The sequence below is a fragment of the Streptomyces sp. NPDC127098 genome, from assembly GCF_042722465.1.
Classification (GTDB): Bacteria; Actinomycetota; Actinomycetes; order Streptomycetales; family Streptomycetaceae; genus Streptomyces; species Streptomyces millisiae.
Genome location: NZ_JBHXFJ010000004.1, coordinates 46,511 through 68,151, shown reverse-complemented (window position 1 = coordinate 68,151; position 21,641 = coordinate 46,511). Strand labels below are relative to the sequence as shown.

The 21,641-nt window shown below is 74.0% G+C and carries 17 protein-coding genes; 10 read left to right on the top strand and 7 right to left on the bottom strand.

Annotated features, from left to right (window positions below):
- Positions 1–47 precede the first annotated feature (47 nt).
- The 4 genes from ACFWI8_RS04435 (at position 48) to ACFWI8_RS04420 (ending at position 4,977) form a co-directional block, all read left to right on the top strand.
- Positions 48–2,969, top strand: a complete 2,922-nt coding sequence (locus ACFWI8_RS04435; protein WP_387085504.1) for a BTAD domain-containing putative transcriptional regulator — start codon at positions 48–50, stop codon at positions 2,967–2,969.
- A gap of 173 nt (positions 2,970–3,142) precedes the next feature.
- Complete coding sequence (locus tag ACFWI8_RS04430; protein WP_387085501.1) at positions 3,143–3,370, top strand: hypothetical protein; 228 nt, start codon at positions 3,143–3,145, stop codon at positions 3,368–3,370.
- A 119-nt stretch (positions 3,371–3,489) separates the two neighbouring features.
- A complete protein-coding gene (locus tag ACFWI8_RS04425) occupies positions 3,490–3,651 on the top strand; it encodes a hypothetical protein (RefSeq protein ID WP_311599765.1) in 162 nt (53 codons plus the stop codon).
- A 507-nt stretch (positions 3,652–4,158) separates the two neighbouring features.
- Complete coding sequence (locus ACFWI8_RS04420) at positions 4,159–4,977, top strand: S1 family peptidase (protein WP_387085497.1); 819 nt, start codon at positions 4,159–4,161, stop codon at positions 4,975–4,977.
- Between the two features lie 32 nt (positions 4,978–5,009).
- On the opposite strand, the gene ACFWI8_RS04415 is transcribed toward ACFWI8_RS04420, so the two are convergent.
- Positions 5,010–6,248 (bottom strand): MFS transporter, encoded by a 1,239-nt coding sequence (locus tag ACFWI8_RS04415; RefSeq protein WP_387085494.1) that lies wholly within the window; start codon positions 6,246–6,248, stop codon positions 5,010–5,012.
- Positions 6,249–6,518: 270 nt separating this feature from the next.
- On the opposite strand from ACFWI8_RS04415, the gene ACFWI8_RS04410 reads away from it, so the two are divergent.
- The gene (locus tag ACFWI8_RS04410) at positions 6,519–7,340 is read left to right on the top strand and encodes an alpha/beta fold hydrolase (protein WP_387085491.1); all 822 of its coding nucleotides are present in this window, start codon (positions 6,519–6,521) and stop codon (positions 7,338–7,340) included.
- Positions 7,341–7,367: 27 nt separating this feature from the next.
- Here ACFWI8_RS04410 and ACFWI8_RS04405 read toward each other — a convergent pair whose 3' ends face one another.
- From ACFWI8_RS04405 to cyaB, 3 genes are all read right to left on the bottom strand, one after another.
- Positions 7,368–8,021 carry a hypothetical protein gene (locus ACFWI8_RS04405; RefSeq protein WP_387085488.1) on the bottom strand — a complete coding sequence of 218 codons (654 nt, stop codon included), beginning with the start codon at positions 8,019–8,021 and terminating at the stop codon, positions 7,368–7,370.
- 155 nt (positions 8,022–8,176) lie between these two features.
- Positions 8,177–8,548: a hypothetical protein gene (locus tag ACFWI8_RS04400; RefSeq protein WP_387085485.1), complete on the bottom strand. Its 372-nt coding sequence runs from the start codon at positions 8,546–8,548 to the stop codon at positions 8,177–8,179.
- Positions 8,549–8,593: 45 nt separating this feature from the next.
- Positions 8,594–9,193 carry a class IV adenylate cyclase gene (cyaB, locus tag ACFWI8_RS04395; protein WP_387085482.1) on the bottom strand — a complete coding sequence of 200 codons (600 nt, stop codon included), beginning with the start codon at positions 9,191–9,193 and terminating at the stop codon, positions 8,594–8,596.
- 318 nt (positions 9,194–9,511) lie between these two features.
- On the opposite strand from cyaB, the gene ACFWI8_RS04390 reads away from it, so the two are divergent.
- Positions 9,512–10,009, top strand: a complete 498-nt coding sequence (locus tag ACFWI8_RS04390; RefSeq protein ID WP_387085479.1) for a hypothetical protein — start codon at positions 9,512–9,514, stop codon at positions 10,007–10,009.
- 47 nt (positions 10,010–10,056) lie between these two features.
- Positions 10,057–11,253, top strand: a complete 1,197-nt coding sequence (locus ACFWI8_RS04385; protein ID WP_387085476.1) for an MFS transporter — start codon at positions 10,057–10,059, stop codon at positions 11,251–11,253.
- Here the strand turns inward: ACFWI8_RS04385 and ACFWI8_RS04380 are convergent.
- Positions 11,165–12,367: an MFS transporter gene (locus tag ACFWI8_RS04380; protein WP_387085473.1), complete on the bottom strand. Its 1,203-nt coding sequence runs from the start codon at positions 12,365–12,367 to the stop codon at positions 11,165–11,167. The genes ACFWI8_RS04385 and ACFWI8_RS04380 overlap by 89 nt on opposite strands.
- Before the next feature lie 69 nt (positions 12,368–12,436).
- On the opposite strand from ACFWI8_RS04380, the gene ACFWI8_RS04375 reads away from it, so the two are divergent.
- Complete coding sequence (locus ACFWI8_RS04375; RefSeq protein ID WP_387085470.1) at positions 12,437–13,474, top strand: winged helix-turn-helix domain-containing protein; 1,038 nt, start codon at positions 12,437–12,439, stop codon at positions 13,472–13,474.
- Here the strand turns inward: ACFWI8_RS04375 and ACFWI8_RS04370 are convergent.
- Positions 13,471–15,273 (bottom strand): glycosyl hydrolase, encoded by a 1,803-nt coding sequence (locus tag ACFWI8_RS04370; protein WP_387085467.1) that lies wholly within the window; start codon positions 15,271–15,273, stop codon positions 13,471–13,473. The genes ACFWI8_RS04375 and ACFWI8_RS04370 overlap by 4 nt on opposite strands.
- A gap of 201 nt (positions 15,274–15,474) precedes the next feature.
- On the opposite strand from ACFWI8_RS04370, the gene ACFWI8_RS04365 reads away from it, so the two are divergent.
- On the top strand, positions 15,475–16,248 hold the full coding sequence (locus ACFWI8_RS04365; RefSeq protein ID WP_387085464.1) for a glucose 1-dehydrogenase: 774 nt from the start codon (positions 15,475–15,477) through the stop codon (positions 16,246–16,248).
- Positions 16,249–16,390: 142 nt separating this feature from the next.
- Here ACFWI8_RS04365 and ACFWI8_RS04360 read toward each other — a convergent pair whose 3' ends face one another.
- Positions 16,391–18,187 (bottom strand): endonuclease/exonuclease/phosphatase family protein, encoded by a 1,797-nt coding sequence (locus ACFWI8_RS04360; protein WP_387085461.1) that lies wholly within the window; start codon positions 18,185–18,187, stop codon positions 16,391–16,393.
- A gap of 606 nt (positions 18,188–18,793) precedes the next feature.
- On the opposite strand from ACFWI8_RS04360, the gene ACFWI8_RS04355 reads away from it, so the two are divergent.
- Entirely contained in the window at positions 18,794–21,565 is a 2,772-nt protein-coding gene (locus ACFWI8_RS04355; protein WP_387085458.1) for a BTAD domain-containing putative transcriptional regulator, read from the top strand.
- Positions 21,566–21,641: the final 76 nt, after the last annotated feature.

The window sequence follows — 21,641 nt, the reverse complement described above, 5'->3', positions numbered from 1 at the left end:
ACTCCAACGTTCGCCCCATACGTTAATGAGGTAGAGGCAGAAAACCCATGACCGTTGGTGAGGGGACCGCCCAGGGGACCCTGTACTTCTCCGTGCTCGGGCCCGTCCGTGTCCGGCAGGGCGAACGGGAGCTGTCCTCCACCTCCCCTCAACTGCGGGCCGTCATCGCGGCCCTGCTGCTGCGTCACGGTCGCACGGCCACCGCCCAGGAGCTGGTGAGCGCCCTGTGGGGCGAGGACCCGCCCTCCCAGGCGGTGGCCACGGTGCGCACCTACGCCTCGCGGCTGCGGAAGATGCTGAGCGGGCGGGCCGACGTGTGGGTGAGCGAGTTCGGCGGCTACGCCCTCCGGCTCGGCCCCGACGACGAGCTGGACGTGAACGTCGTGGCCCGGCTGACCGCGGCGGCCGAGAAGGCGTCGGCCGCCGGCGAGCTCAGCCGGGCCCACGAGTTGTACGGGCAGGCGCTCGGCCTGTGGGACGGCGAGGCGCTGGGCAGCGTGCCGGGCCCCGAAGCGGAGATGCAGCGCACCCGCCTGGCCGAGCAGCGGCTCAACCTCATGGAACAGCGCCTCGACGTGGGCCTCCAGGCGGGTCTACACGCGGAGTCGGTCTCCGAGTTGACCGCGCTCACCACGGAGAACCCGTACCACGAGCGGTTCGTGGAGCTGCTGATGCTGGCGCTCTACCGCTGCGGCCGGCAGAAGGAGGCGCTGGCCGTCTACGCCGACGCCCGCAAGAAGCTGATCAACGAGCTGGCGGTCGAGCCGCGCGCCGAGCTCTCCGAGCTCCAGCAGCGCATCCTCAACGCCGACGCCTCCCTCAACTACGTGGGCCAGCCGCAGACCTCCGCCCCGCCGCCGATCCGCCCGGCCCAGCTCCCGGCCGCCGTCCCCGACTTCACCGGGCGCGCCGCGTTCGTCGCCGAACTCGGCGCCCAACTGGCCACCGCCGGCGGCCGCGTCATGGTCGTCTCCGCCGTCGCCGGCATCGGCGGCGTCGGCAAGACCACGCTGGCCGTGCAGGTCGCCCACGCGGCCCGGGAGAACTTCCCCGACGGGCAGCTCTACGTCGACCTCCAGGGCGCCGGCTCCACGCCCGCCGACCCCAAGGCCGTGCTGGGCGCCTTCCTGCGGGCGCTGGGCACCGCCGAGGAGGCCATACCGCAGAGCCTCCAGGAGCGCGCCGCCCACTACCGCTCGCTGCTCGACGGTCGGCGACTGCTGATCCTGCTCGACAACGCCCGCGACGCCGCCCAGATCCGCCACCTGCTGCCCGGCACCCCCGACTGCGCCACCCTCATCACCAGCCGGGTGCGGATGGTCGACCTCGCCGGCGCCCACCTCGTCGACCTCGACGTGATGAGCCCCGAGGAGGCCCTGACCCTCTTCACCCGCATCGTCGGCGCCGAACGCGTCAACGCCGAGCGCCAGGCCGCCATGGACGTCGTCGCCGCCTGCGGCTTCCTGCCGCTGGCCATCCGCATCGCCGCCTCCCGCCTCGCCTCCCGCCGCACCTGGACCGTCTCGGTGCTGGCCAGCAAGCTCAGCGACGAACGCCGCCGCCTCGACGTCCTCCAGGCCGGCGACCAGGCCGTCAAGGCCACCTTCGAACTCGGCTACGGCCAGCTGGACGCCGAACAGGCCCGCGCCTTCCGCCTCCTCGGCCTCGCCGACGGCCCCGACATCTCCCTGCACGCCGCCGCCGCGCTCCTCGACCGCGATGCCGAGACCGCCGAGTCCGTCCTGGAGACGCTGGTCGACACCTCCCTGGTGGAGTCCGCGGCACCGGGCCGCTACCGCTTCCACGACCTCGTGCGGCTCTTCGCCCGCGCCTGCGCCGAACGGGACGAGCAGCCGCCGGCGGAGCGGGAGGCCGCGCGGGTGCGGCTGCTCGACTTCTACCTGGCCACCACCGCCCGGGTCTACGAGCTGGAGCGGCCCGGCGACCGGCTGCCGCACCACCTGACGCCCACCAGCCACCCGGGCCTCGACTTCGACACGGCCGAGGCCGCGGTCGAGTGGCTGTTCACCGAGGCCGACTGCCTGCTCTCCTGCGCCCGGCAGGCCGTCGAGCCGGGCCGGGTGCGCCCGGGAGCCGACCTGCTGCTGGTGGCCCGCGACCTGTCCGAGTCCGGGGTGTTCTCCTTCCAGTACGAGCGGGCGGCCGAGGCGCTGCTCCGCGCCGCCCAGGACGCCGACGACCCGCGCACCGAGGGGCGGGTGCTGATCGCCCTGGCCCAGGCCGACAACCACGCGGGACGCTTCGAGTCCTCGGACGCGCACGCCCAGCGGGCCTGGCTGCTCGGCGTCGCGGCCGAAGAGCCCACCATCCGAGCGCAGGCCGCCAACCTGCGCGGCATCGCCGCCGGCTACCTGGGCCGGGAGGCGGACGCCGAGGGCTATCTCCTCAAGGCACTCGACGCGTTCCGCGAGTACCAGGACCGCCCCGGCGAGGCCAGCGCCCTGGCGAACCTGTCCCGCAGCTGCCTCAATCTGGGCCGCACCACCCAAGCCGTGGAACTCGCCTACCAGTGCCTGGAGATCCTCAAGTCACCCGGGTCGGGGATCCGACTCGCCAACGGCCAGTACGCGCTGGGCCGCTCCCTGGCCGCTGACGGCCAACCCCAGGCGGCCATGCAACAGTTGACCGCCGCGCTGGCCACCTTCACGTCCCACAGGCAGCGGCTCTGGGAGGGCATGACCCTCTTCCGCATGGCCGAGGTGCACCTGAGCACCGACCAGCCGACCGAGGCCGCGCGCCTCGCCGAGCAGGCCCTCGCCCAACTCCGCGACGTCGGCGGCGACTACCGACGCGCCCAGATCCTCACCCTGCTCGGCCACGCCCTCTCCGCCATCGGCCAGGCCGGCCGCGCCCACGCCTGCTGGGAGCAGGCCCTCGCCACCTTCGAGGAGTTGGGCAGCCAGGAAGCCGACGCCGTCCGCAACCTTCTGCGCTCCAGCGCCATCTGAGCTTTCAAACCTCCCGCCAGCACCCCATATATCAATCGTTTATCTCGGCATGCGAGGCTCATGCGCAGCAACCGCCACATTCGGGGGCAACGGTTGCCGGCCGGGCCGTCCGTTGGCCACGGGGGAGTCAAGGGACGGCCCGCGCCCGCTCACCTTCAGGACTGGAGTTCATCGTGACCGAGAACAACAAGCAGCGGGCCACCAGGGACGCGCAGGGCACCACCATCAAGCCGCTGGGGGACAACTACGGGACCAGCGAGCCCGTCGACACCGAGGACGACAACTACGGCACCAGCGAGCCGGCCGTCAAGCCGCTGGCCGCGTCGACCGCGAAGCCGCCGGTGAAGCCGCTCGGTGACAACTACGGCACCAGCCAGCCGGCCGACACGCCCCAGAAGTAACCGGGGGCACCACCGAGCGACCGGCCGCAGCGGAGACTCGTCGCCGCGGCGGCCGGTTCTTATGTGCCCAATCCCGGGCACATTCGATTGGAGAGCGAACAGCTACTAGGAGACTCCGCATGACTCGCACTCAGAGGATCCTCGCCGTCTGCCTCACGACGGTGGCGTGTGTCCTGGGCGCCACCGCCCCCGCGCTGGCCCTCGGGCCGAACGCGTCCACTCCGGTGACGGAGCCCAACGGCGACAACTGGGGCACCACCGCCCCGGCGACCGTCGAGTAACCCGCTCCGCTTCGCGGGGCGAGCCCTCGGGCCCGCCCCGCGAAATCGTTTATCGCCTGTTTATTGGTGGCTGTCATGCTCATAAGTGTTCGACCGCACAGGGGTGCGCGGTCGGTCACTCGGTCCCGGGTTCTGTTCGGCAGTGACGGGGGAGCTGCCGGACGGGCGCCGGTGCGAGGTGGTCCAGGCGGCGCGGAGGGGGCGCCGCCTGGACCGAACCCCGCCGGAGGCGACCGCGTTTCGGGGGAAAACGCGGTCGACCCGGGACCCGTCCGGTCGCCGCGGCGGCGGCACCGGACACTGCCGGCGCTGGCCGGCTCGGAGGACACGGAGGGGAGTCGTCCGGGCCGTCAGCGCCGTTGCCTTTCCGGCCGAAACGGACGGTCGCTCCGGCAAACCTCTCTGTGATCTAGTCAGCAAGATCCGCACGACTCTCGCCTCCCACCCAGGTCCTGCACCAGGCTGATTCGGCGACAGGACCCGGAACCACAGGAGGAGAAACCCCGCATGAGCAAACACCCCCGGACGCTGCGTGGCACGTTGACCGCCGCCCTCGCCGCCGCGGCGCTGCTCGCCACCCAGGGCGGCGCGCACGCCGACGACGCCGCGCCCCGCATCATCGGCGGTGGGGACGCCACCGAGACCTACTCGTTCATGACGGCGATCGACATGCTGCGGGACAACGGCGAGTACCGGTTCCGCTGCGGCGGCTCGCTCGTCGACGAGCAGTGGATCCTCACCGCCGCGCACTGCGTCGCCGACCGCGACACCGGCGAGGTGCTCGACGCCTCGCTTTTCACCGCCCGGGTCGGCTCCAACGACCGCACCGCGGGCGGCAGTACGGCCGACGTGACGGAGGTCGTGGTCCACCCCGACTACCTGGCGGACCACGAGCGGATGATCGGCGACCTCGCCCTGCTGCGGCTGGCCGAGCCGATCACCGACCAGCCGACGGCCGTGCTCGCCGAGGACGTCCCCGAGGTCGGCTCCGAACTGCGCATGATCGGCTGGGGCTACCAGTCCAACGGCGCGACCACGCTGCCCACCCGGCTCCAGCAGCTCGACAGTCTCGTCAGCCCGGCCGAGGACTGCGTCGTCGGCGGGCCCTGGGACATCGGCGAGGGCGACTTCTGTACCAGCACCGAGACCGAGAGCGGCTACTGCGGCGGCGACTCGGGCTCGCCCGCGCTCCAGTGGGTCAACGACCGCTGGGAGGTCGTCGGCGTCGTCAGTCGCGGCGTCGGCGACGACTGCGCCACCGAGCCGGACGTGCTGCCGGCCGTCGCCAGCCACAAGGACTGGATCGCCACCACCGTCGCCGGCTGACGCGACCCGCTCCCGGGACCGCGGGACGCCCATCACCTCGTAGGCGCCCCGCGCACACCCGTCGCCACGGCCAACGCCGCCGCCACCGCCGACAGCACGGCGAGCCACGCGAACAGCCGCGGGTAGCCGCCGAGCGGCCCGGCCAACGCGGCCGTCGCGAACGGCGTCAGTGCCCCCACCACCGTGACCGGCGCGGCCAGCAGCGCGGAGAGCCGCCCGTAGGCCGCGCTCCCCCAACGGTCGGGCACGGCCGTCGCCTGGAGCAGCGTCACGTTGCCCCGCACCATCCCGGCGAGCACCGAAAGCACCACCAACAGCCAGGCGGGGCCCGGCACCAGGCCGAGCGCGGCGGTCGTCGCCCCGCCGAGCGCGATCAGCGTCACCGTGCGCGCCACGGTCCCGGTGCGGCGGGCCAACGTCGCGTACAGGGCCCGCCCCAGGGTCTGCCCGGCCCCGCCCAGGCCAAGCGCCCAGGCGGCCGTCGAGGGCGAGAGACCGCGCTCGGTCAGCAGCGGCACCAGGGCGATGACGACGCCGAAGACCACGAACCCGGAGAGGGTGAGGGCGGTGGCGAGCAGCACGAAGGGGCGGCTGCGCGCCACGCCCGTGCCGGCGGCGCCGGCCGGGCCCGGCTCGGGCTGCGCCGGCCAGGGGGCCCGCAGCGCGAGGAAGTGCGGCGGCACGGTGACGACCGCGAACACGGCCGCCAGCACCAGGTAGGCGCCGCGCCAGCCGAGCGGCTCGGCCAACGCGGCGGTCAGCGGCGCGAAGACGGTGGAGGCCAGGCCGCCGGTCAGGGTGACCGCCGTCAACGCCCGCACCCGGCGCGGCCCCCACCAGCGGGCGACGGCGGCGAACGCCGGCTGGTAGAGGGTGCCGGCCATGGCGACGCCGACCGCCAGCCAGGCCACCGCGAACACCGCCGGGTTGGGCGCGGCGGCGAGCCCGAGCAGCGCGACCGTGCCGAGCACCGAGCCCCAGGTCATCACGGCGCGTGGCCCGCGCCGGTCGATCAGCCGGCCCACAGGTATGCCGACGCCGGCCGAGACCAGCAGGGCGGCGGAGAACGCGGCGTTGCAGGCGCTCGCCGACCAGCCGGTGTCGGCCGTGATGGCGGGCAGCAGCACGGGGAACGCGTAGTAGAGGATGCCCCAACTGGTGATCGAGGTCAGGCACAGCGCCGGCAGCACGCCCCTGGGCGGCCGGTCCTGCTCGACGACGGCGGGATGGGCGGCTGTCCTCGGCGCGGCCGTGTCGGGGTCGTTCGTCATGCCCACAGCATTCCCCGGCCTGCTGGGCGGCGGCACCCCACTCCCGTGCCGCCGCCGGGGCGGGCATCCGATGCGCCCCCGCTCCCACGGGGTGTGCGGGAGCGGGGGCTCAGCCGGAACGCACCTGTCATTGTGGGCAGTCCTGGCTCCCCTGTCCTTGACCGGCAGCGCCCACCGACTTGACGATCGGTGCACGGCCACCTGAGGTAATCGGTTTGCGCCCGCCCGGCCCGACGTGTTTGCGTGCCTCCCTGAGGAAAGGAACCCCGAGTGGCACTGACGTCAAGCACCCCCACGGGCATCGCCTACGACCGGGCGGGCCCCGCGGGCGGGCCGCCCGTCGTCCTGATCCACGCGGGCGTCGCCGACCGCCGGATGTGGGACCCGCTCTGGCCCGAGCTCACCGCGGAACGCGACGCGATCCGCCTGGACCTGCGCGGCTTCGGCGACTCCGGTGACCGGCCGGCCGGCGCGCTCTCCCCCGTCGGCGACGTGCTCGACGTGCTGGCCGCGCTCGGCGTCACGGGCCCCAGCCACCTCGTCGGAGCCTCCTACGGCGCGGGCGTGGCCGTCGAACTCGCCCTGGCAGAGCCGTCGTCGGTCGCCTCGCTGCTGCTGGCCGCGCCCGGCGGCTCCCTCATCCCCGAACTCACCCCTGACCTGCGGACCTTCGTGGAGGCCGAGCGCGCCGCCCTCACCCGTGGCGACCTGACGGCCGCCGTCGAGGCCAACATCGCCTGGTGGGTCGAAGGACCCCAGCGGCGCGGCGACGAGGTGGACCCGGCCGTCCGCGACCTGGTGCGGCTCATGCAGCGCCGCGCCTTCGAGCTGACCGCCGACTGGGACGACGTGGAGGCGGCCGAGGCGGACCCGCCCGCCCTCGACCGCCTCGGCGAGCTACGGGCCCCCACCCTGGTGCTGCTCGGCGCCCTCGACCTGAAGGCCATCCACGCGGCGGCCGCCCGGCTGGCGGCGGACGTCCCCGACGTCCGCCGCGTCGACTGGCCGGACGTCGCCCACCTGCCGTCGCTCGAGCGCCCGTCCGACTTCCACGCCCTGCTGCGCGACTGGCTGGCGTCGCGCGGGGCGTGAGCCGGGCGTGGCCCGGGCCTCAGAGCCTCAGCCGAAGGAGAGGCTCATGTCGGTCACGTACCAGAGCCCTTCGATCTCGCTGGCGTCGATCCCGATGCCGATCTGCCCCGGCTCCACGCCGGTCGAGTTCGACACGACGATGTCCTGGAGCGTCTGACCGTCCACGGTGACCTGCTCCCCGTCGAACGTCACCGTCCCGGCCGACTCGGTGCCCTCGGCGACCTCGACGGCGAGCGGCTGCCCCGGGTTCTCGGGGGCGAACGACTCGCGGAGCGCGCTCACGCTCTGCCGTGCCTGCTCCGCCTGCGGTCCTTCGCCCTCGCACATCTCGGCGGTGTTGGCCGCGACCGCGCCGTCGACACCCGGTGTCCCCATCGCGAGGCAGGCGTCCACCGGCCGGTCCTCCACGATCGCGGTGATCCACACCGCCACCGCGTCACCGGCCGCCGCCTGTCCGCCGCCCTGCGCCTCCCCGGACGCGTCCGCCGCGGACTCGTCGGCCTCGGTCGACTCCTCCGACTCCTCCGCCCCCTCGGCCTGCTGCGACTCGGTGGCCTCCGAAGTCGTGTCCGCCGACTCCCCGGACTCGTCCGAGCAGGCCGTCACGGTGAGCGCCGCCGCCACGGCGAGCCCACATATGCCACCGACCCGGCGCACGACCCTCGACTTCGCAGTTCTCATCTCGCCCCTCAGCGTTGACAACGTGATCTTGTCGCAGCCGGTACGGTACGCCACCGGCGATGGCCACACCGCCACGTCTCCGACGCCGGGGCGCCCACGGCCGGCTCGCCGGGGTCGCAGGCCGCCCGCCAGGGCACGAAGCGGTTCTCCAGGCTTCAGGACTGCTGGATTCCGCTGTGCTCGATGGCTTCGAAGATGTCCGCGTCGGTCTCCCGCTGCCACGTCGGGAGTTCCGCCCAGTCCGCCACGTAGCCCGGCTTGGGCGAGTCGATGAGCTTGTGGATCTGGGCGATCCAACAGAGGGCCACGAACCGGCCTTTCTGCTCCCTGGTGAGCTTCCTGGTGTTCCCGTCGCTGACCGAGATGAACTCGCGCACCTGACCGCAGACCGCGGCAGCGGCCTGAAGCTCCCAGTCCGGCGTCTCGTCCCAGGGCGTCACGTAGCCAGGCTTCGGCTCACCGGGGTAGTGCTTCTTCACGCCGGCGATCCACGCTTCACGGAAGATCCGCCCCGCCTCGTCCGTCATACCGTGTTCCCTTCTGGTCTCAATCCGCTGTTGCGGCGCAACGCCTCACGTCGGCACCTGGCCGGCCTCGCTGTGGGCTGGCCTCGCGTTCGTCCGCCGGGTCGCGGCGACCGCCTCCGTGTAGAGCTCGCGGGTCAGCTCTGCCTCCCCGATTCCGAGTTCGGCCAGCACCTCTCGAATACCGGCCAGCGCTGCGGGGAGGTCGTCGCTCGACTCGACCAGCGTCTCCACCTCGAGATAGTCCCCTTCGATCTCCGGAACCCGCACGAGCGTTGCCAGCATCCGACGCCCACGAGCCTCGAACTCGTAGTTGCGACACCGTTTTTCAAAGGCGATGAACGGCCGGTAGCCGAGCCCGCTCAGAATGGCGTGCAACGCCTCGACCTCGGCGATCTCGCTCTCGTGCTCCGGCTTGGACCCCGACTCCGCGTCGATCACGGCGTCCTTGAAGGTGAGCACGGAACGTTTGCCCCGAGCGTTCTCCACCGTTCGCACTCGGAGCTCCTGGTCACGCCCGCTGAGCGTACGACCGTCGTCGTAGTACGTGTCCCAGTAACGCTCGACACGGCTCGTCCCGTACTGCCCGAGCCGCCGCGCGACTTCCTCCGGGTCACGCACCCGCGCCTTGAGTTCGGCTTCGATCACGCCGCCTCCTGACATCAGATTGTTCGTTCACTGTCAGCCCGTATTACCTCGAACATCCTCCGAAACCCGTGGTAGAGCGGACCGCTGGGAGTCTCCGCGATCTCGTACATCGCCGACTCGTGCCCCTCCCAACCCGCGTCGAACGCGGAGACGAACATCCTCGAATCGAGCCGGATGATGCGCCACGTGGGCAGAAGTCGATATCGCCAGACCTGAAGGTCGCACGAAGCACCGAGCCCTTTCAGGGCAGCCTCGGTGAGCTGGACCCCGCCCGCCAAGGATTCCGGCGACTCTCCGATTTCACCGGCCCTTTGGGAGATGGTGGGCGCGTCCGGAGCGAGAAGCGCACGACGGCCGGCCCCCGGAAGGGGCCGGCCCCGCCGGCACGTCCACGCCTACCGCTGGAGCGGCGACCGCCGCACCTACGACCAGGAGGGCCCACGCCGACCGGAGTCGCCCGCGTTCGCGACGAACGGTTGCACGCCGATCCTCATCGCCAACTGGCTTCTGCGGCCGGCCAGCGCCATCGCCGGCACGTTCCACGACGTCCACGACGCCGTCCGCTGGTTCGAGGAAGAGATGACGCGCGCCGCGCCCGGCTTCGCCAATCCGCCGGAGCGTGAACCGGCGCGGCTCGCCGCGAAGCTGGCGCACGTCGCCGCCACCCTCCACCGGGGAGGTGACGCACACGCCGCTTGGTATCTCCAAGCAACCGGCTACACCACCCTCGACCTCATCACCTGCTCGCCCAACCACCGTGCTCCCGCGCTGCCTTGTCCGCGGGTGGGAAAGGTGGTTGCGGCCGGCCGTCGGTGAGGACACAGTCGGCGCCGGGGGGGGCGGAACCTCGTGGAGGGAGAGCCGTGGGATATCGCGAACTGGCCACCCGGCCCGTGCTGTTCTGGGTGCTCGTCGCCGTGGGGGCGCGGTTGCCCGTCGCGATGGCGCCGCTCGCGTTCGTCTTCCTGGTGCGCGAACGGCCGGACGGTTCCGCGCTGGGCGCCGGGATCGCCGCGGCGTATGTGATCGGGGAGGTCGTGGGGGCGGTGGCGCTCGGGCCGCGGTTGCGGCCGGCGCGGGCGCGGGGTCAGTTGGCGGCCGGGTTGGCCGGTGGCGCCTGCGCGTTCGCGGGGATCGGGTTGCTGCCCGACGCGCACCCGGTGCTGCTCGGCGCCCTCGCCGCGCTCTCCGGCGCCGTGCCGGCCGCGGCGCCCGGCGGGCTGCGTGCCCTGCTGACCGCGCCGCTGCCCGAAGAGCTCGTGGTCAAGGCGCTGAGCGTCGAGTCCGTGCTCACCTACGCGGTCTGGGCCGCCGCGCCCGCGCTCGTCGGGGGGCTCGCGCTGGGCGTCGGCCCGGCGCTGCCGCTGCTGCTCGCCGCGCTGCTGATGGCCGCGGCCACCGTCGGACTGTGGGCGCTGCCGGCGGGGTGGCAGGCGGAGCCCGACGACCGGCGGGGCGCCTCCATGGCGCGCACCCTCGTCCGCGCCTGGCCCGTCTACCTCACCGGCGCGGCCGCGATGTCGCTGCTTGCGCTGGCCGAACTCGTGCTGCCCGCGCTGCTCGAACAGCGCGCGATCGGCGTCGGCTGGACGGGCCCTCTGCTCGCCGGCTACTCGGTCGCGGCCGCCGCGGGGGCCGCCCTCTACGGCCTGCGCGACAGTTGGCCGGGCTCGTTGCGCACCCAGAGCCTGGTCCTGCTGCTCGCCGTCACCGGCTGCGTGGCCTTCGCCGCCACGGCCCGCTCGCTGCCCTGGATCGCGGGCGCGCTCCTCGTCGCCGGGCTGTTGCAGGCCGGCGTGCTGGTGACCCGGGTGCTGTCCCTGCGCGCGGCCCTGCCGCCCAGCGCGCACGCCGCCGCCTACTCGGTGATGTACGCGGTGGTCGGCGTCGGCTACGGCGGCAGCGCCGCGCTGGCCGGGGCCGTGCAGAGTGCCGCGACACCGTCCGTCACGGTGCTCGCCGGCGTGGGCTTCACCCTGCTGCTGGTCGCTGCCAGCGCGCTGGGCGACCTGCGGCTTGCTCGTGCCGGCCAAGCGCCGCCAGGGTCAGGGTCGCGGTGAGCGATCCGGCCGCCATCAGGGTGATCGCCGTGGCCGGGGAGGTCAGTTGGGCCAGCGCGCCCGCGATGACGGCGCCGACGCCCTGCATCGCGGTCATGCCGGTGGCGTGCAGGCCGAGGGCCTGGCCCGTGAGGTCGTCGGGGGTGAGGGACATCAGGCGTTCCTGGAGGACCAGGCTCGCGGCGAAACCGAAGGAGGCGACGGCCACGGCCACGGCCGACAGCGCCACCCCGGGCCGCAGGACGAAGAACAGGTAGGGAGCGGCCAGCAGCAGGCGCAGCGGGGTCGCCAACCGGGGACGCACGGCGGGCGGCACCAGGCGGCCCACCGCGAGGTCGCCGAGGAACATGCCGAGCGCCCCGCACGCGTACAGGGTGCCGGCGGCCTCGGGGGCGTACGAGACGTAGAGCGAATCACCGCCGACCACCAGGCCGTTGGGGACCCACAGCGCCAGGTACGTCAGGCGGCGGGGACGCGAGGACCACAGGAGGGCGTTGCCGCGCCAGGTCGCCGAGACCGACGGGCGGCCGGCGGAACGCGGCGGGCGGGCCGTGAGGCCCAGGCGGATGACACCGGCCGCCAGCACGTACAGCGCCGCCGCCAGGAGCAGGCAGGTCCGGGGGGACAGCAGCGCGAGCAGTGCGCCGCCCGTCGCGAAACCGGCCACCTGCGTCAGACCCCAGAGCATGTTGTACACCGAACGCCCCAGCACGTAACCGTCCTTGGACAGGATCTCGGTCAGCAGCCCACCGCGCACTCCCCCGCCGAGCGACGCGATCAGCCCCTGCGCCAGGATCACGCAGAACACCGCCGGGACCGGCAGCCCCGGCAGCGCCAACACCGCCGTGCCGGCCGCGAAGGCCAGGGCCAGCCCGGACAGGATCGCGCGCGGCGGCAGGCGGTCGGCGAGCGAGAGCAGGAACGCGCCTCCGACCAACTGCGCCAGCTGCGGGCCGAACATGCTCACCGCCGACAGGAAGGGGGATCCTGTGGCCCGGAAGACCAGCGTGCCGAGAGCCAGGCCGCCGATCGTCTGGGCCACGGCGAACACGCCGAAGGAGAGCAGGAACGGGCTGAACTCCGGGGTGCGGAAGAGGGTTCGGTAGCTGCGCATGAGCCGGAGTCTCGGAGCGGCGAGGGGGCGGTGGATACTGTTTCGCCGACACGCGAAAGGTCATGCGCCATGGGCTGGTGGCGGATCGAGAGTGACACCCTCGTCCACAGTCGGTTCGTGGTCTCGCCGTTCGCCGAGACCTTCGCGAGCCTGCGGCTGCTGCACGCCGGGACCGGTGCCCATCCGGGCGAGACGGCCTGGCTGCGCGACCACCTGCCCGGCTACCGCGCGCGCCTCGCGGCCGACCCGGTGGCCGCGCTGCTCGTCCGGGTGGCGATCGGCACGTCCTGGATCGCCGACTTCTTCTGCCCCACCTCGCGCGAGGGGGAGCGTTTCGAGGAGACCGTGGCCCGGGTGCGGGCCGCCGGGGCCGACCAGGCGCGGGACGACCTCCGGGTGTGCCTGAAGGGCCCGTTGCCCGCCGCCCTGGAGCGGGACGACCTGCCCCAGCGGGCGACCGCGCTGCTCACGTACGTCTGGGCGGCGACCGTGTGGCCGTACTGGGAGCGCCGGCGGCGCGTCCTCGAGTCCGACGTGGTCGCGCGGACCGCGCGCGTGAGCCAGGGCGGCTGGGCGGCCGTGCTGGACTCACTGAGGCCGGGGACCAAGTGGCTCGGAGAGAGCCGGTTCCAGGTCAACCGGAACGCGTATCCGCCGCGCGAGATCGCCGCCGGGGCCGAGCTGCTCTTCATGCCGGTGACGCCGAGGACCAGTTGGGTCTCGTGGGAGGGGCGGGAGCGGTACGCCGTCGTCTACCCGTGTCTCGGCGTGCTCGCCGGGGACCACGACCGGCGCCCCGTGCCGGCCGGGCTCGGGGCGCTCGTCGGGACCGCGCGGGCCGGGCTGCTGATGCTGCTCGGGACCCCCATGAGCACGACACAGCTGGTCGCCGTGACCGGGCAGGGCCTCGGGTCGGTGGGGCGGCATCTGCGGGTGCTGCGGGACGCGGGGCTGGTGGAGCGGCGGCGGGCCGGGCGGTCGGTGCTGTACGTGCGGACGGCGGCCGGGGAGGTGCTCGTGGCGGCCTCGGGCGCCACCAGCACCTCCCCGAACGGCCAGGCCCCGGCGGGCGCGGACCGGCCCGCCGGACGGGCCCCGGAGTTCTAGCCGGCCTGGCAACTCGGCGCGAGGAACGTGGCGTTCGGCCACGGGGAGCCGCCCAGGTAGCCGAAGGTCGTCGACGCGCCCGGTGCGAGCGTCGCGTTCCAGGAGGCGGGGGTGGCGCGGACCGTCGAACCGACGGTCGTCAGGCGGGCGTTCCACGCGCCGCCCGGCGACTGACCGGCCGGCGCGGACCAGGACACCTGCCAACCGGTCAGCGGCGTCGAGCCGTTGTTGGTGACCGTCACCTCGGCCTGGTACCCGGTGCCCCACCGCTGCACCACCCGGTGGTCGGCCAGGCAACCGCCCTGCTGCCGGAAGTCGCCCAGCTCGTCGAGGGTGATGACCCGCTCGTGGCCGAAGACGCGCGCCAGGTGCTCCCGCGAGTTGACGACGCCGTCGCGGATGAAGTCGCCCGACCAGGTGAGGAACCAGCTCCAGTCGGCCTGGTACGCCTCCAGCAGGTCGGGGTCCGGGATGCCGCTGTTCTCCGTCATCGCCACGATCCTGGTGTCGTCGACCAGGTCGACGAGACGCTCGTAGGTCGCGCTGACCGGGCCGTGGTCGCCGGCCGGCGGGTAGGAGTCGGCGCTGACGATGTCCACCACGTCGTCGCCCGGGTACCAGGCGGGGTCGACGGAGTTCCAGATCCAGATCAGGTTGTGCAGGCCGTGCGTGTCGGTCAGCCGGTCGTACATCAACCGGTAGAGCTCCTTGGCCGGTTCGGGGCCCTTCGCGCCCCACCAGAACCAGCCGCCCTCGGCCTCGTGGAGCGGCCGCCACAGCACGGGGACGCCGGCGTCCTGGAGGCGCGCCAACTGGACGGCGATCGCGTCGATGTCGCGCAGCAGCAGCGCGTACTCCTCGGACGACGGGTCGGCGAGCGCCGCCGCCACGTCGAAGGTGGTGGCGTCCGTGTAGAAGCCGCGCCACCACTCACGCCCAGGCTCGTCGATCAGCCCGGTGGGCGCGTTCCAGTGCCAGGAGAAGGTGGTGATGCCGCCGCGCGCGTCCCAGGAGACGGCGTTCTCCACCTCCTGCGAGGTGGTGCCGCGCTCGACGCGGCTCGGCGAGTAGTCCATCAGGTCGAGGCCGGCGATGGCCGGGGCGCGGCCGACGTTCTGCTCCAGCCAGGCGATGTCGTCGAGGCTCTGCTGGCCGCTGAGGATGGTCTCGCCGTACTGGGAGGCCAGGTAGCTGAGCAGCGAACGCGCCTCGGGGGTGGCCTGGGGGTCGACGGGCACGTCGTCCACCTGGTGCGGCGGCCGGGGCGGCACGGGCGAGACGGTGATGGCGTCGATCTCGTACCAGCCCCAACCGCTGCGGACGGTCACGGTGTTGTCGCCGGGTTCGAGCAGCACCCGGCCGGCCGGGAGCGGCGTGAAGGTGTCGGTGGCGGCGAGGGTGATCTCGCCGTGGCCGCCGCCGTTGAGGAGCAGCACGGCGTTCTTCTGGCCGTAGGGCGCGCGGTAGACGACGGTGAGCTCGTGGAGGCCACCGGGGCTGTCCGGGATGGTGATCTCCACCTCGTCCTCGGCCACGTCGAAGCCCTCGACATAGCCGGTGCCCGAGTAACCGGCGGCGGTGGACGCGACGTTGACGCCGCGCAGCGTGCCGTCCTCGGCCTCGTAGGTCGCGGCCTGGGCGGTGGCGGCCTGGTCGGTGCCGACCCGGTCGGTCGCGGTCGCGTCGGCCGCGGCGGCCGGCGCGACCAGCGGCAGGGAGAGCGCGGCCAGCAGGCCGGCGACCAGCGCGGCCAGCCTGGCCCGGGTCGCGGTCCTGGCCGCCGTTCGGAGCGTCTTCACGAGACTCGCCTCCAGGGCTTGGCGGGAGTCGCGTGGTCCATGGCGTCCCGACCATGGGAGCGCTCCCAATCCTCCGGGACGTATTCGACCGCACCTATCGTGAGCACGTCAATGAGTAGGACGTCCCCTGGCCCGCCGATCCGGCTCTGCCGACAGCCGACGACAGGGGTGCCGGAATCGGCGACGGGGCAGTGTCGGCGCATGACGACCGAGACATCGAGCAAGTCGAACAGGCCGCTGGACGGCAGGGCGACGCTGGTGACCGGCGGTTCACGCGGCATCGGGCGCGCCATCGTGGAGCGACTCGCGCGCGACGGCGCGCGCGTCGTGTTCAACTACGCGCGGGACGAGAAGGCGGCGGAGGAGGTCGCGGCGGGCGTGGTCGCCGGGGGCGGCGAGGCGCACGCCGTGCGGGCCGACTTCGCCGAGCCCGCCGAGGTACGGGAGTTGCTGGAGCGCGCCACCGAACTGCTGGGCGGCGACCTCGACATCCTCGTCAACAACGCGGTGCTGCCCTTCATGCCGACACCGATCGTCGACATCGACGACGAGTCCTACGACGCGTTGCTGACGGTCAACCTCAAGGCGCCGTTCCTCACCATCAGGCACGCGGCCCGCACCATGCGGGACGGCGGCCGGATCATCAACATCTCCACCCTCAACACGGTGCGCCCCGCCCCCGGCATCTCCCTGTACGCGGCCAGCAAGGGCGGCCTGGAACAGCTGACGGCGGTCGCGGCGGCCGAGTTGGGGCCGCGGGGGATCACCGTCAACACCGTCTCGCCAGGCGCCACCGAGACCGACCTGCTGCGCGACACCAACCCGCCGGAGAACCTGGAGCTGATCACCAGGCTGACGCCGCTGCGGCGGCTCGGCGAGCCGGCCGACGTCGCCGACGTCGTCGCCTTCCTGGCCGGCCCGGACGCGCGTTGGCTCACCGGGCAGAACCTGCGGGCCACCGGCGGCCTCGGCTGACCTCCGTCGTTCAGGCGAGGGGGGCCGGCGCGTCCGCGAGCCGCAGCCGCATGGCGCACTGGTCCTCCGCCTCGCTCGACGGGGCCCACGGAGGGAGGTCACGGACCGAGCGAGCGTACCCGCCGGCGCCGACGCCCGTCGGTCAGTCCAGGTAGACGGTGACGGCCATCGGCAGGTGGTCGGAGGCGTCGGTGTCGGTGAGGGTGAGGTCGCCGAAGGAGACGTCGCGGGCGCCGAAGATCCAGTCGACACGGCGGGACGGGCCGACGGCGGTGTCGCGGTCCCGGAGTTCGGGGTCGCGCGCCTCGTCCTGCGCGCTGTGCAGGCCGGCTGCCAGCACCGCCTCGATCTCGGCCGAGCCGGGCTCGGCGTTGAGGTCCCCGGCGAGCACGGTGTGCGTGCCGTCGCCGGTGGCGCGCAGCAGGTTCTCGAAGACCTCGGGGAACGGGGAGCCGTGGGCGGTGACGACCCGGGCGGTCTCGCCGTCCGTGAGCCGGAGGTCGGCGGCGGCGTACGAGCGGTCGCTGGCCAGGTCGCCGGTCCGCGCGTCGAGGACCGGGAGGCTGGTGAGGATGACGTTGCCGGACAGCCGGTCGCGCTCCGGGGACCAGACGGCGGTCACGTCGAGACGCCGCTCCAGCCAGTCGACCAGGTCGAACCCGCCGGATCCCGGGCGGCCCCTGGGAACCTCCTGGAGCAGCACGACCTGCGCGCCGGACGCGCGGATGGTGTCGAGGACCGCCCCCGGGTCGAGTTCGCCGTCCATGGCCCTCGCCTGGTGCACGTTCCAGCTGAGCATCCGGTACATGCCGCCTGCGGTGTCCGTGGACAGCGGCTCGGGTCCCGCGCGCAGCGCGCCGGCCAGCGGCGGGGCGGCGAGCAGCAGGGTCGCGAGGACCACCGGCAGGAACGGGCGCGGCAACGGCGCGGGAACCGGCAGGCGGCTGGCGGCCCAGGCCGTGCCGAGACCGGCGAGGGTGGGGAACAGCCAGGTGGGGAACGGCGGTTGGACCGGCAGCGTGACCAGCAGGGCGGCCAGCGCGGCGGCCGCCGCGTGCGCGGTGACGGGCCCGGGGAGTGGCAGCGACACGGCGCGGCGCAGGGTGACCGGCAGGGCGGCGAGGGCGAGCACGGTGGCGGGCAGCGCGGCCCACGGCAGCAGGACGGCGGCCGGCACGGCGACGGCGAGGACGGCGGGGACCGCCCACCGGGGCCCGGGCAGCGGCAGCGAGAGCGCGACGACGCCGAGCAGGGCGCCGGCGGCGACCCACAGGCCGGCCACGACGACGGACAGGTCGGCCTGCGCGCCGAGGTGCCCTGGTGAGGCGAGCACGGTGGCGTAGAGCCCGAGGGCGGGGCCGAGCAGCGCGGTGGCGGGGACGGCGCCGCGTATCTCGCCCCAGGGGGCGACGGTGGCGAGCGCCCGGGCGGCCTCGGCCGGCGGCCGGAGCGGCCCGTCGGACGGGGTGGTCAGGTGGAGGCGCCGGGCGAGGACGCCGAGCGCGGCGGCCAGTACGAGGGCGACCGACCAGCCGGGGAACCCGCCGTACCTGACGGGGTCGAGGAGGTCGAGCGGCAGCCGCAGCGCGACGTCGAACGCCACGGCGAGGGCGACGGCGCGGCCGGTGCGGCGCGGGCCCGCCCGGCGGGCGGCGAGCAGCAGCGTGACCAGGGCCACGGCGGTGGTGAGCGCGACCAGGAACAGGCCGCGGAGGGCGGGGACCTGGAGCAGCAGCCGGAGCGCGGCGAGCGCGCCGAGAGCCGCCGGCAGGGCGCGGCGCCGGCCGAGCCACCAGGCGACGGGCCCGGCGCCGAGGGCGGCGAAGGCCACCACCAGCAGCGTGCCGACCGTCGTCGCCTCGCCGAACGCCGTCCCGGTGAGGCGGAGCGTCTCCAGCGCGACGAGGGTGGTGACTCCGACGAGTGCGGTACGCGTCATGCTGCCGCAGGCTACCGGTCGCCTGGGCGGCGGCCGGGGGGTGGGCCGAGACGCTGGCGCGGTGGGAGCCGCGCGCCGCGCGCGCGGGCCTCCCCCACCCACCCGCCCTCTTCGCGCTGCCGCGCGGTGGCGGCTGCGCCGCCGGTGCGCGGACGCGGCGCTCCGCGCGGGGGAGTTGCCCCACCCGCCCACCCTTACCCGCGCATACCCGCGCTACCGCGCGATAACGGCCGCGCCCCGCGGCTTCGCGCTGCCGCGCGTACGCGGCGCTTTGCGCGGGCCCATCGCCCGTCCTTTTCACACTGCCGCGCGAGGCCACCGCCGAGGGCGGTGGGTGGGCGCGGCACCACGCGGCCGTGCCGGCTGCACCGGCCGTGCCCTGTTCGCGCCTCGCGCGCAGCGCGGGCCATGGAAGTACGCGAGACCGCCGGAGGCGGTACGCGGCTGTGCGGGCCGCAGGCCGCTAGGCTGGCGGGTCTCGACAACAACTGGCCCGCGCTTACCGCTGGAGCGATCGTGGACGGGGTGCAGTTCCGGCTCTTGGGACCTGTCGGTGTCTGGCACGCCGGGCGGCGGATCGGGCCCGTCACGGCGCCGCAACGGAGTGTGTTGGCGGTCCTGTTGCTGGACGCCGGCCGGGCCGTGCCGGAGCGGCGGCTGGTGCACGCGCTGTGGGGGGACGTGCGGCCGCAGAAGGCGGCCGAGGCGGTGCGCGCGCATGTGGCGCGGTTGCGGCGGATGGTGGCGCCGCTCGGCGGTCCCGAGGTGAGCGACACGCGGGACGGCTACTGCCTGACCGTCCACCGGCGGCAGGTGGACCTGTACCGGTTCCGGGAGTTGGTGCGGCGGGCGTCGGCCGGGGACCGGGATCCGGAGCGCGCGGCGTCGCTGTTGCGGTCGGCGTTGGCGCTGTGGCACGGGCCGGCGCTGGCGGACGTCGCGGGCCGGTGGCTGCCGGAGGAGGTGGCGCCGGGGATCGACGAGGAGCGGCTTTCGGCGGTCGAGCAGCGGGCCGAGTTCGAACTGTCGTTGGGGCGGCATCAGGAGGTGGCCTCGGAGCTGCGCACCCTCGTCGCCCAACATCCCCTCCGCGAAAGCCTGTTGGCCCTGTTGATGGCGGCGTTGCAGCGCAGCGGCGCGCGGGCCGACGCGTTGGCCGTCTACCGGCGGGCCAGGGAGCGGTTCGCCGAGGATCTCGGCATAGAGCCGGGCGGTCGGCTGCGGCGGATGTACGAGGCGATCGCGGACGGCCGCGAGCTGCCGCTGGAACTGGTCGGCGGCGACCCCAGGGTGGGCCTCGTCGGGCAGGGCGCGGGGTCCGAGCCTGTGCCGGTCCCGCACCAGCTGCCGCCCGACACCGAGGCGTTCACCGGGCGGGAGCAGGAACTCGCCGCCCTGGACAGCATGTTCCCGACGTCCGGGCCCCGTCCCTCGGGGCGGGCGGCGGTCTGCGTGATCACCGGCGCCGGTGGGGTGGGCAAGACGGCGCTGGCCGTGCACTGGGCGCACCGGGCGCGCAGGCGGTTCCCGGACGGGCAGCTCTACGTGGACCTGCTGGGCTTCGGCCCGACCCAGCTGGCCAGGCCGCCCGCCGAGACGGTGCGGCTGTTCCTCGACGCGCTGGGCGTGCCGCCGCAGCGGATACCGGTGTCCGTCGAGGCGCAGGTGGGCCTCTACCGCAGCCTGATGACCGGCCGGCGGATGCTGATCCTGCTGGACAACGCGGCCGACTCCGAGCAGGTGCGGCCGCTGCTGCCCGGGTCGCCCGGCTGCCTGGTGCTGGTCACCAGCCGGGTGGAGCCGACGGCGCTGATCGCCGCCGAGGGCGCGCGGACGCTGCCGCTCGACGTGCTGTCCGCCGCGCAGTCCCGGGAGTTGCTGCTGCGGCGGCTCGCCGCGCGGCAGGTGGCGGCGGACGAGGACGTGGTGGGCGACGTCGTCTCGCGGTGCGCGGGACTGCCGTTGGCGCTGTCCATCGTCGCGGCCCGTACCCAGGCGAGGCCCGGCTTCGGCCTGGAGGCGCTGATCGGTGGGCTCGACGGGGCCGTGGCGGGGCTCGACGTGTTCGACGGCGGTGATCCGGCCGCCAACGTGCGCACCGTCTTCTCGTGGTCCTACCGGGCGCTCAGCCGGGAAGCGGCCCGGCTCTTCCGCCTGTTGGGGCTGCTGCGCGGCCCGGAGATCTCGGTGGCCGGTGCCGCCAGCCTCGCCGGGGTGCCGGTGCGGCAGGCCAACCGGCTGCTGGCGGAGCTGGGTCGGGCCCACCTCACGATCGAGCGGGCGCCGGGCCGCTACGGGTGGCACGACCTGCTGTGGGTGTACGCGCGGGAGTTGACCGAGGCGCAGGACTCCGGGGTGGAGCGGCAGGAGGCCAGGCACCGGCTGTTCGACCACTACCTGACGAGCGCGGCCACCGGCGCCGAGTACCTGGACGAGCACCACCGGATCCCGTTGGTGCCCACGCCGCCCCGGCCCGGCGTCACCCCGGCGCGGATCACCGACGAGGCGCAGGCGCGGGCCTGGTTCGGACGCGAGTGCCCGCTGCTGCTGGCCGCGATCCGGCAGGCGCAGTTGCTCGGTTTCGACGCGCACGCCTGGCAGTTGGCGAGCGTGCTGCGGGGTTACCTCACCCAGCAGGGGCAGTTGGAGGACCAGGCGACCAGCCACCGCATCGCGCTGACGGCGGCGGGCCGCGTCGGCGACTCCAACGCGCGGGCGCACGCGCACCTGGGGCTCGGGCAGGCGTTGATGCGGCTCGGTTCCGACGAGGAGGCGGACGCCCACCTGGGTTCCGCGCTGCTGCTGTTCGCGGAGACCGGCAACCTGGTCGGGCAGGCGGTCAGCCACATCTACCTGAGCATGCTGCAGGACCGGGACGGCGACTACGCGACCGGGCTGCACCACAACGAGCAGGCGCTGCTGCTGTACCGGCAGGCCGGCCACCGCTCGGGCGAGGCCCGCAGCATGAACAACATCGGCTGGTGCCATGCCCAGTTGGGCTCCTACGAGATGGCGTTGCGGTGTTGTGAGGAGGCGCTCGACATCCAGCGGGAGCAGGGCAACCTGGCCGGGGAGGCCGCGGCGCAGGACAGCCTGGGCTACATCCACCACCTGATGGGCCGGCACGAGGAGGCCATCGACTACTACGAGCGGGCGCTGCGGTGGCGGCGGGACGCGCGCCGGGTACCGGCGGCGCTCACCCTGAGCCGGCTCGGCGAGGCCCAGTTGGCCGCCGGCCGGCGCGCGGCCGGACTCGCCACCCTGCGGCGCGCGCTGGAACTGCTCGACGCGATGGCGCCCGGCGAGGCGGCGCCGGTCAGGGCCAGGATCGCGGAGCTCACCGAGGAGCGTGACCCGGAGGGCGTCGTGGACGGTTGAAAGGGCAACGGCTCTTTGCCGCTGTGACCTCGTGAATCACCCCTGCTCCGGGGCGCTTTCGAGAGCTAGATTGCTC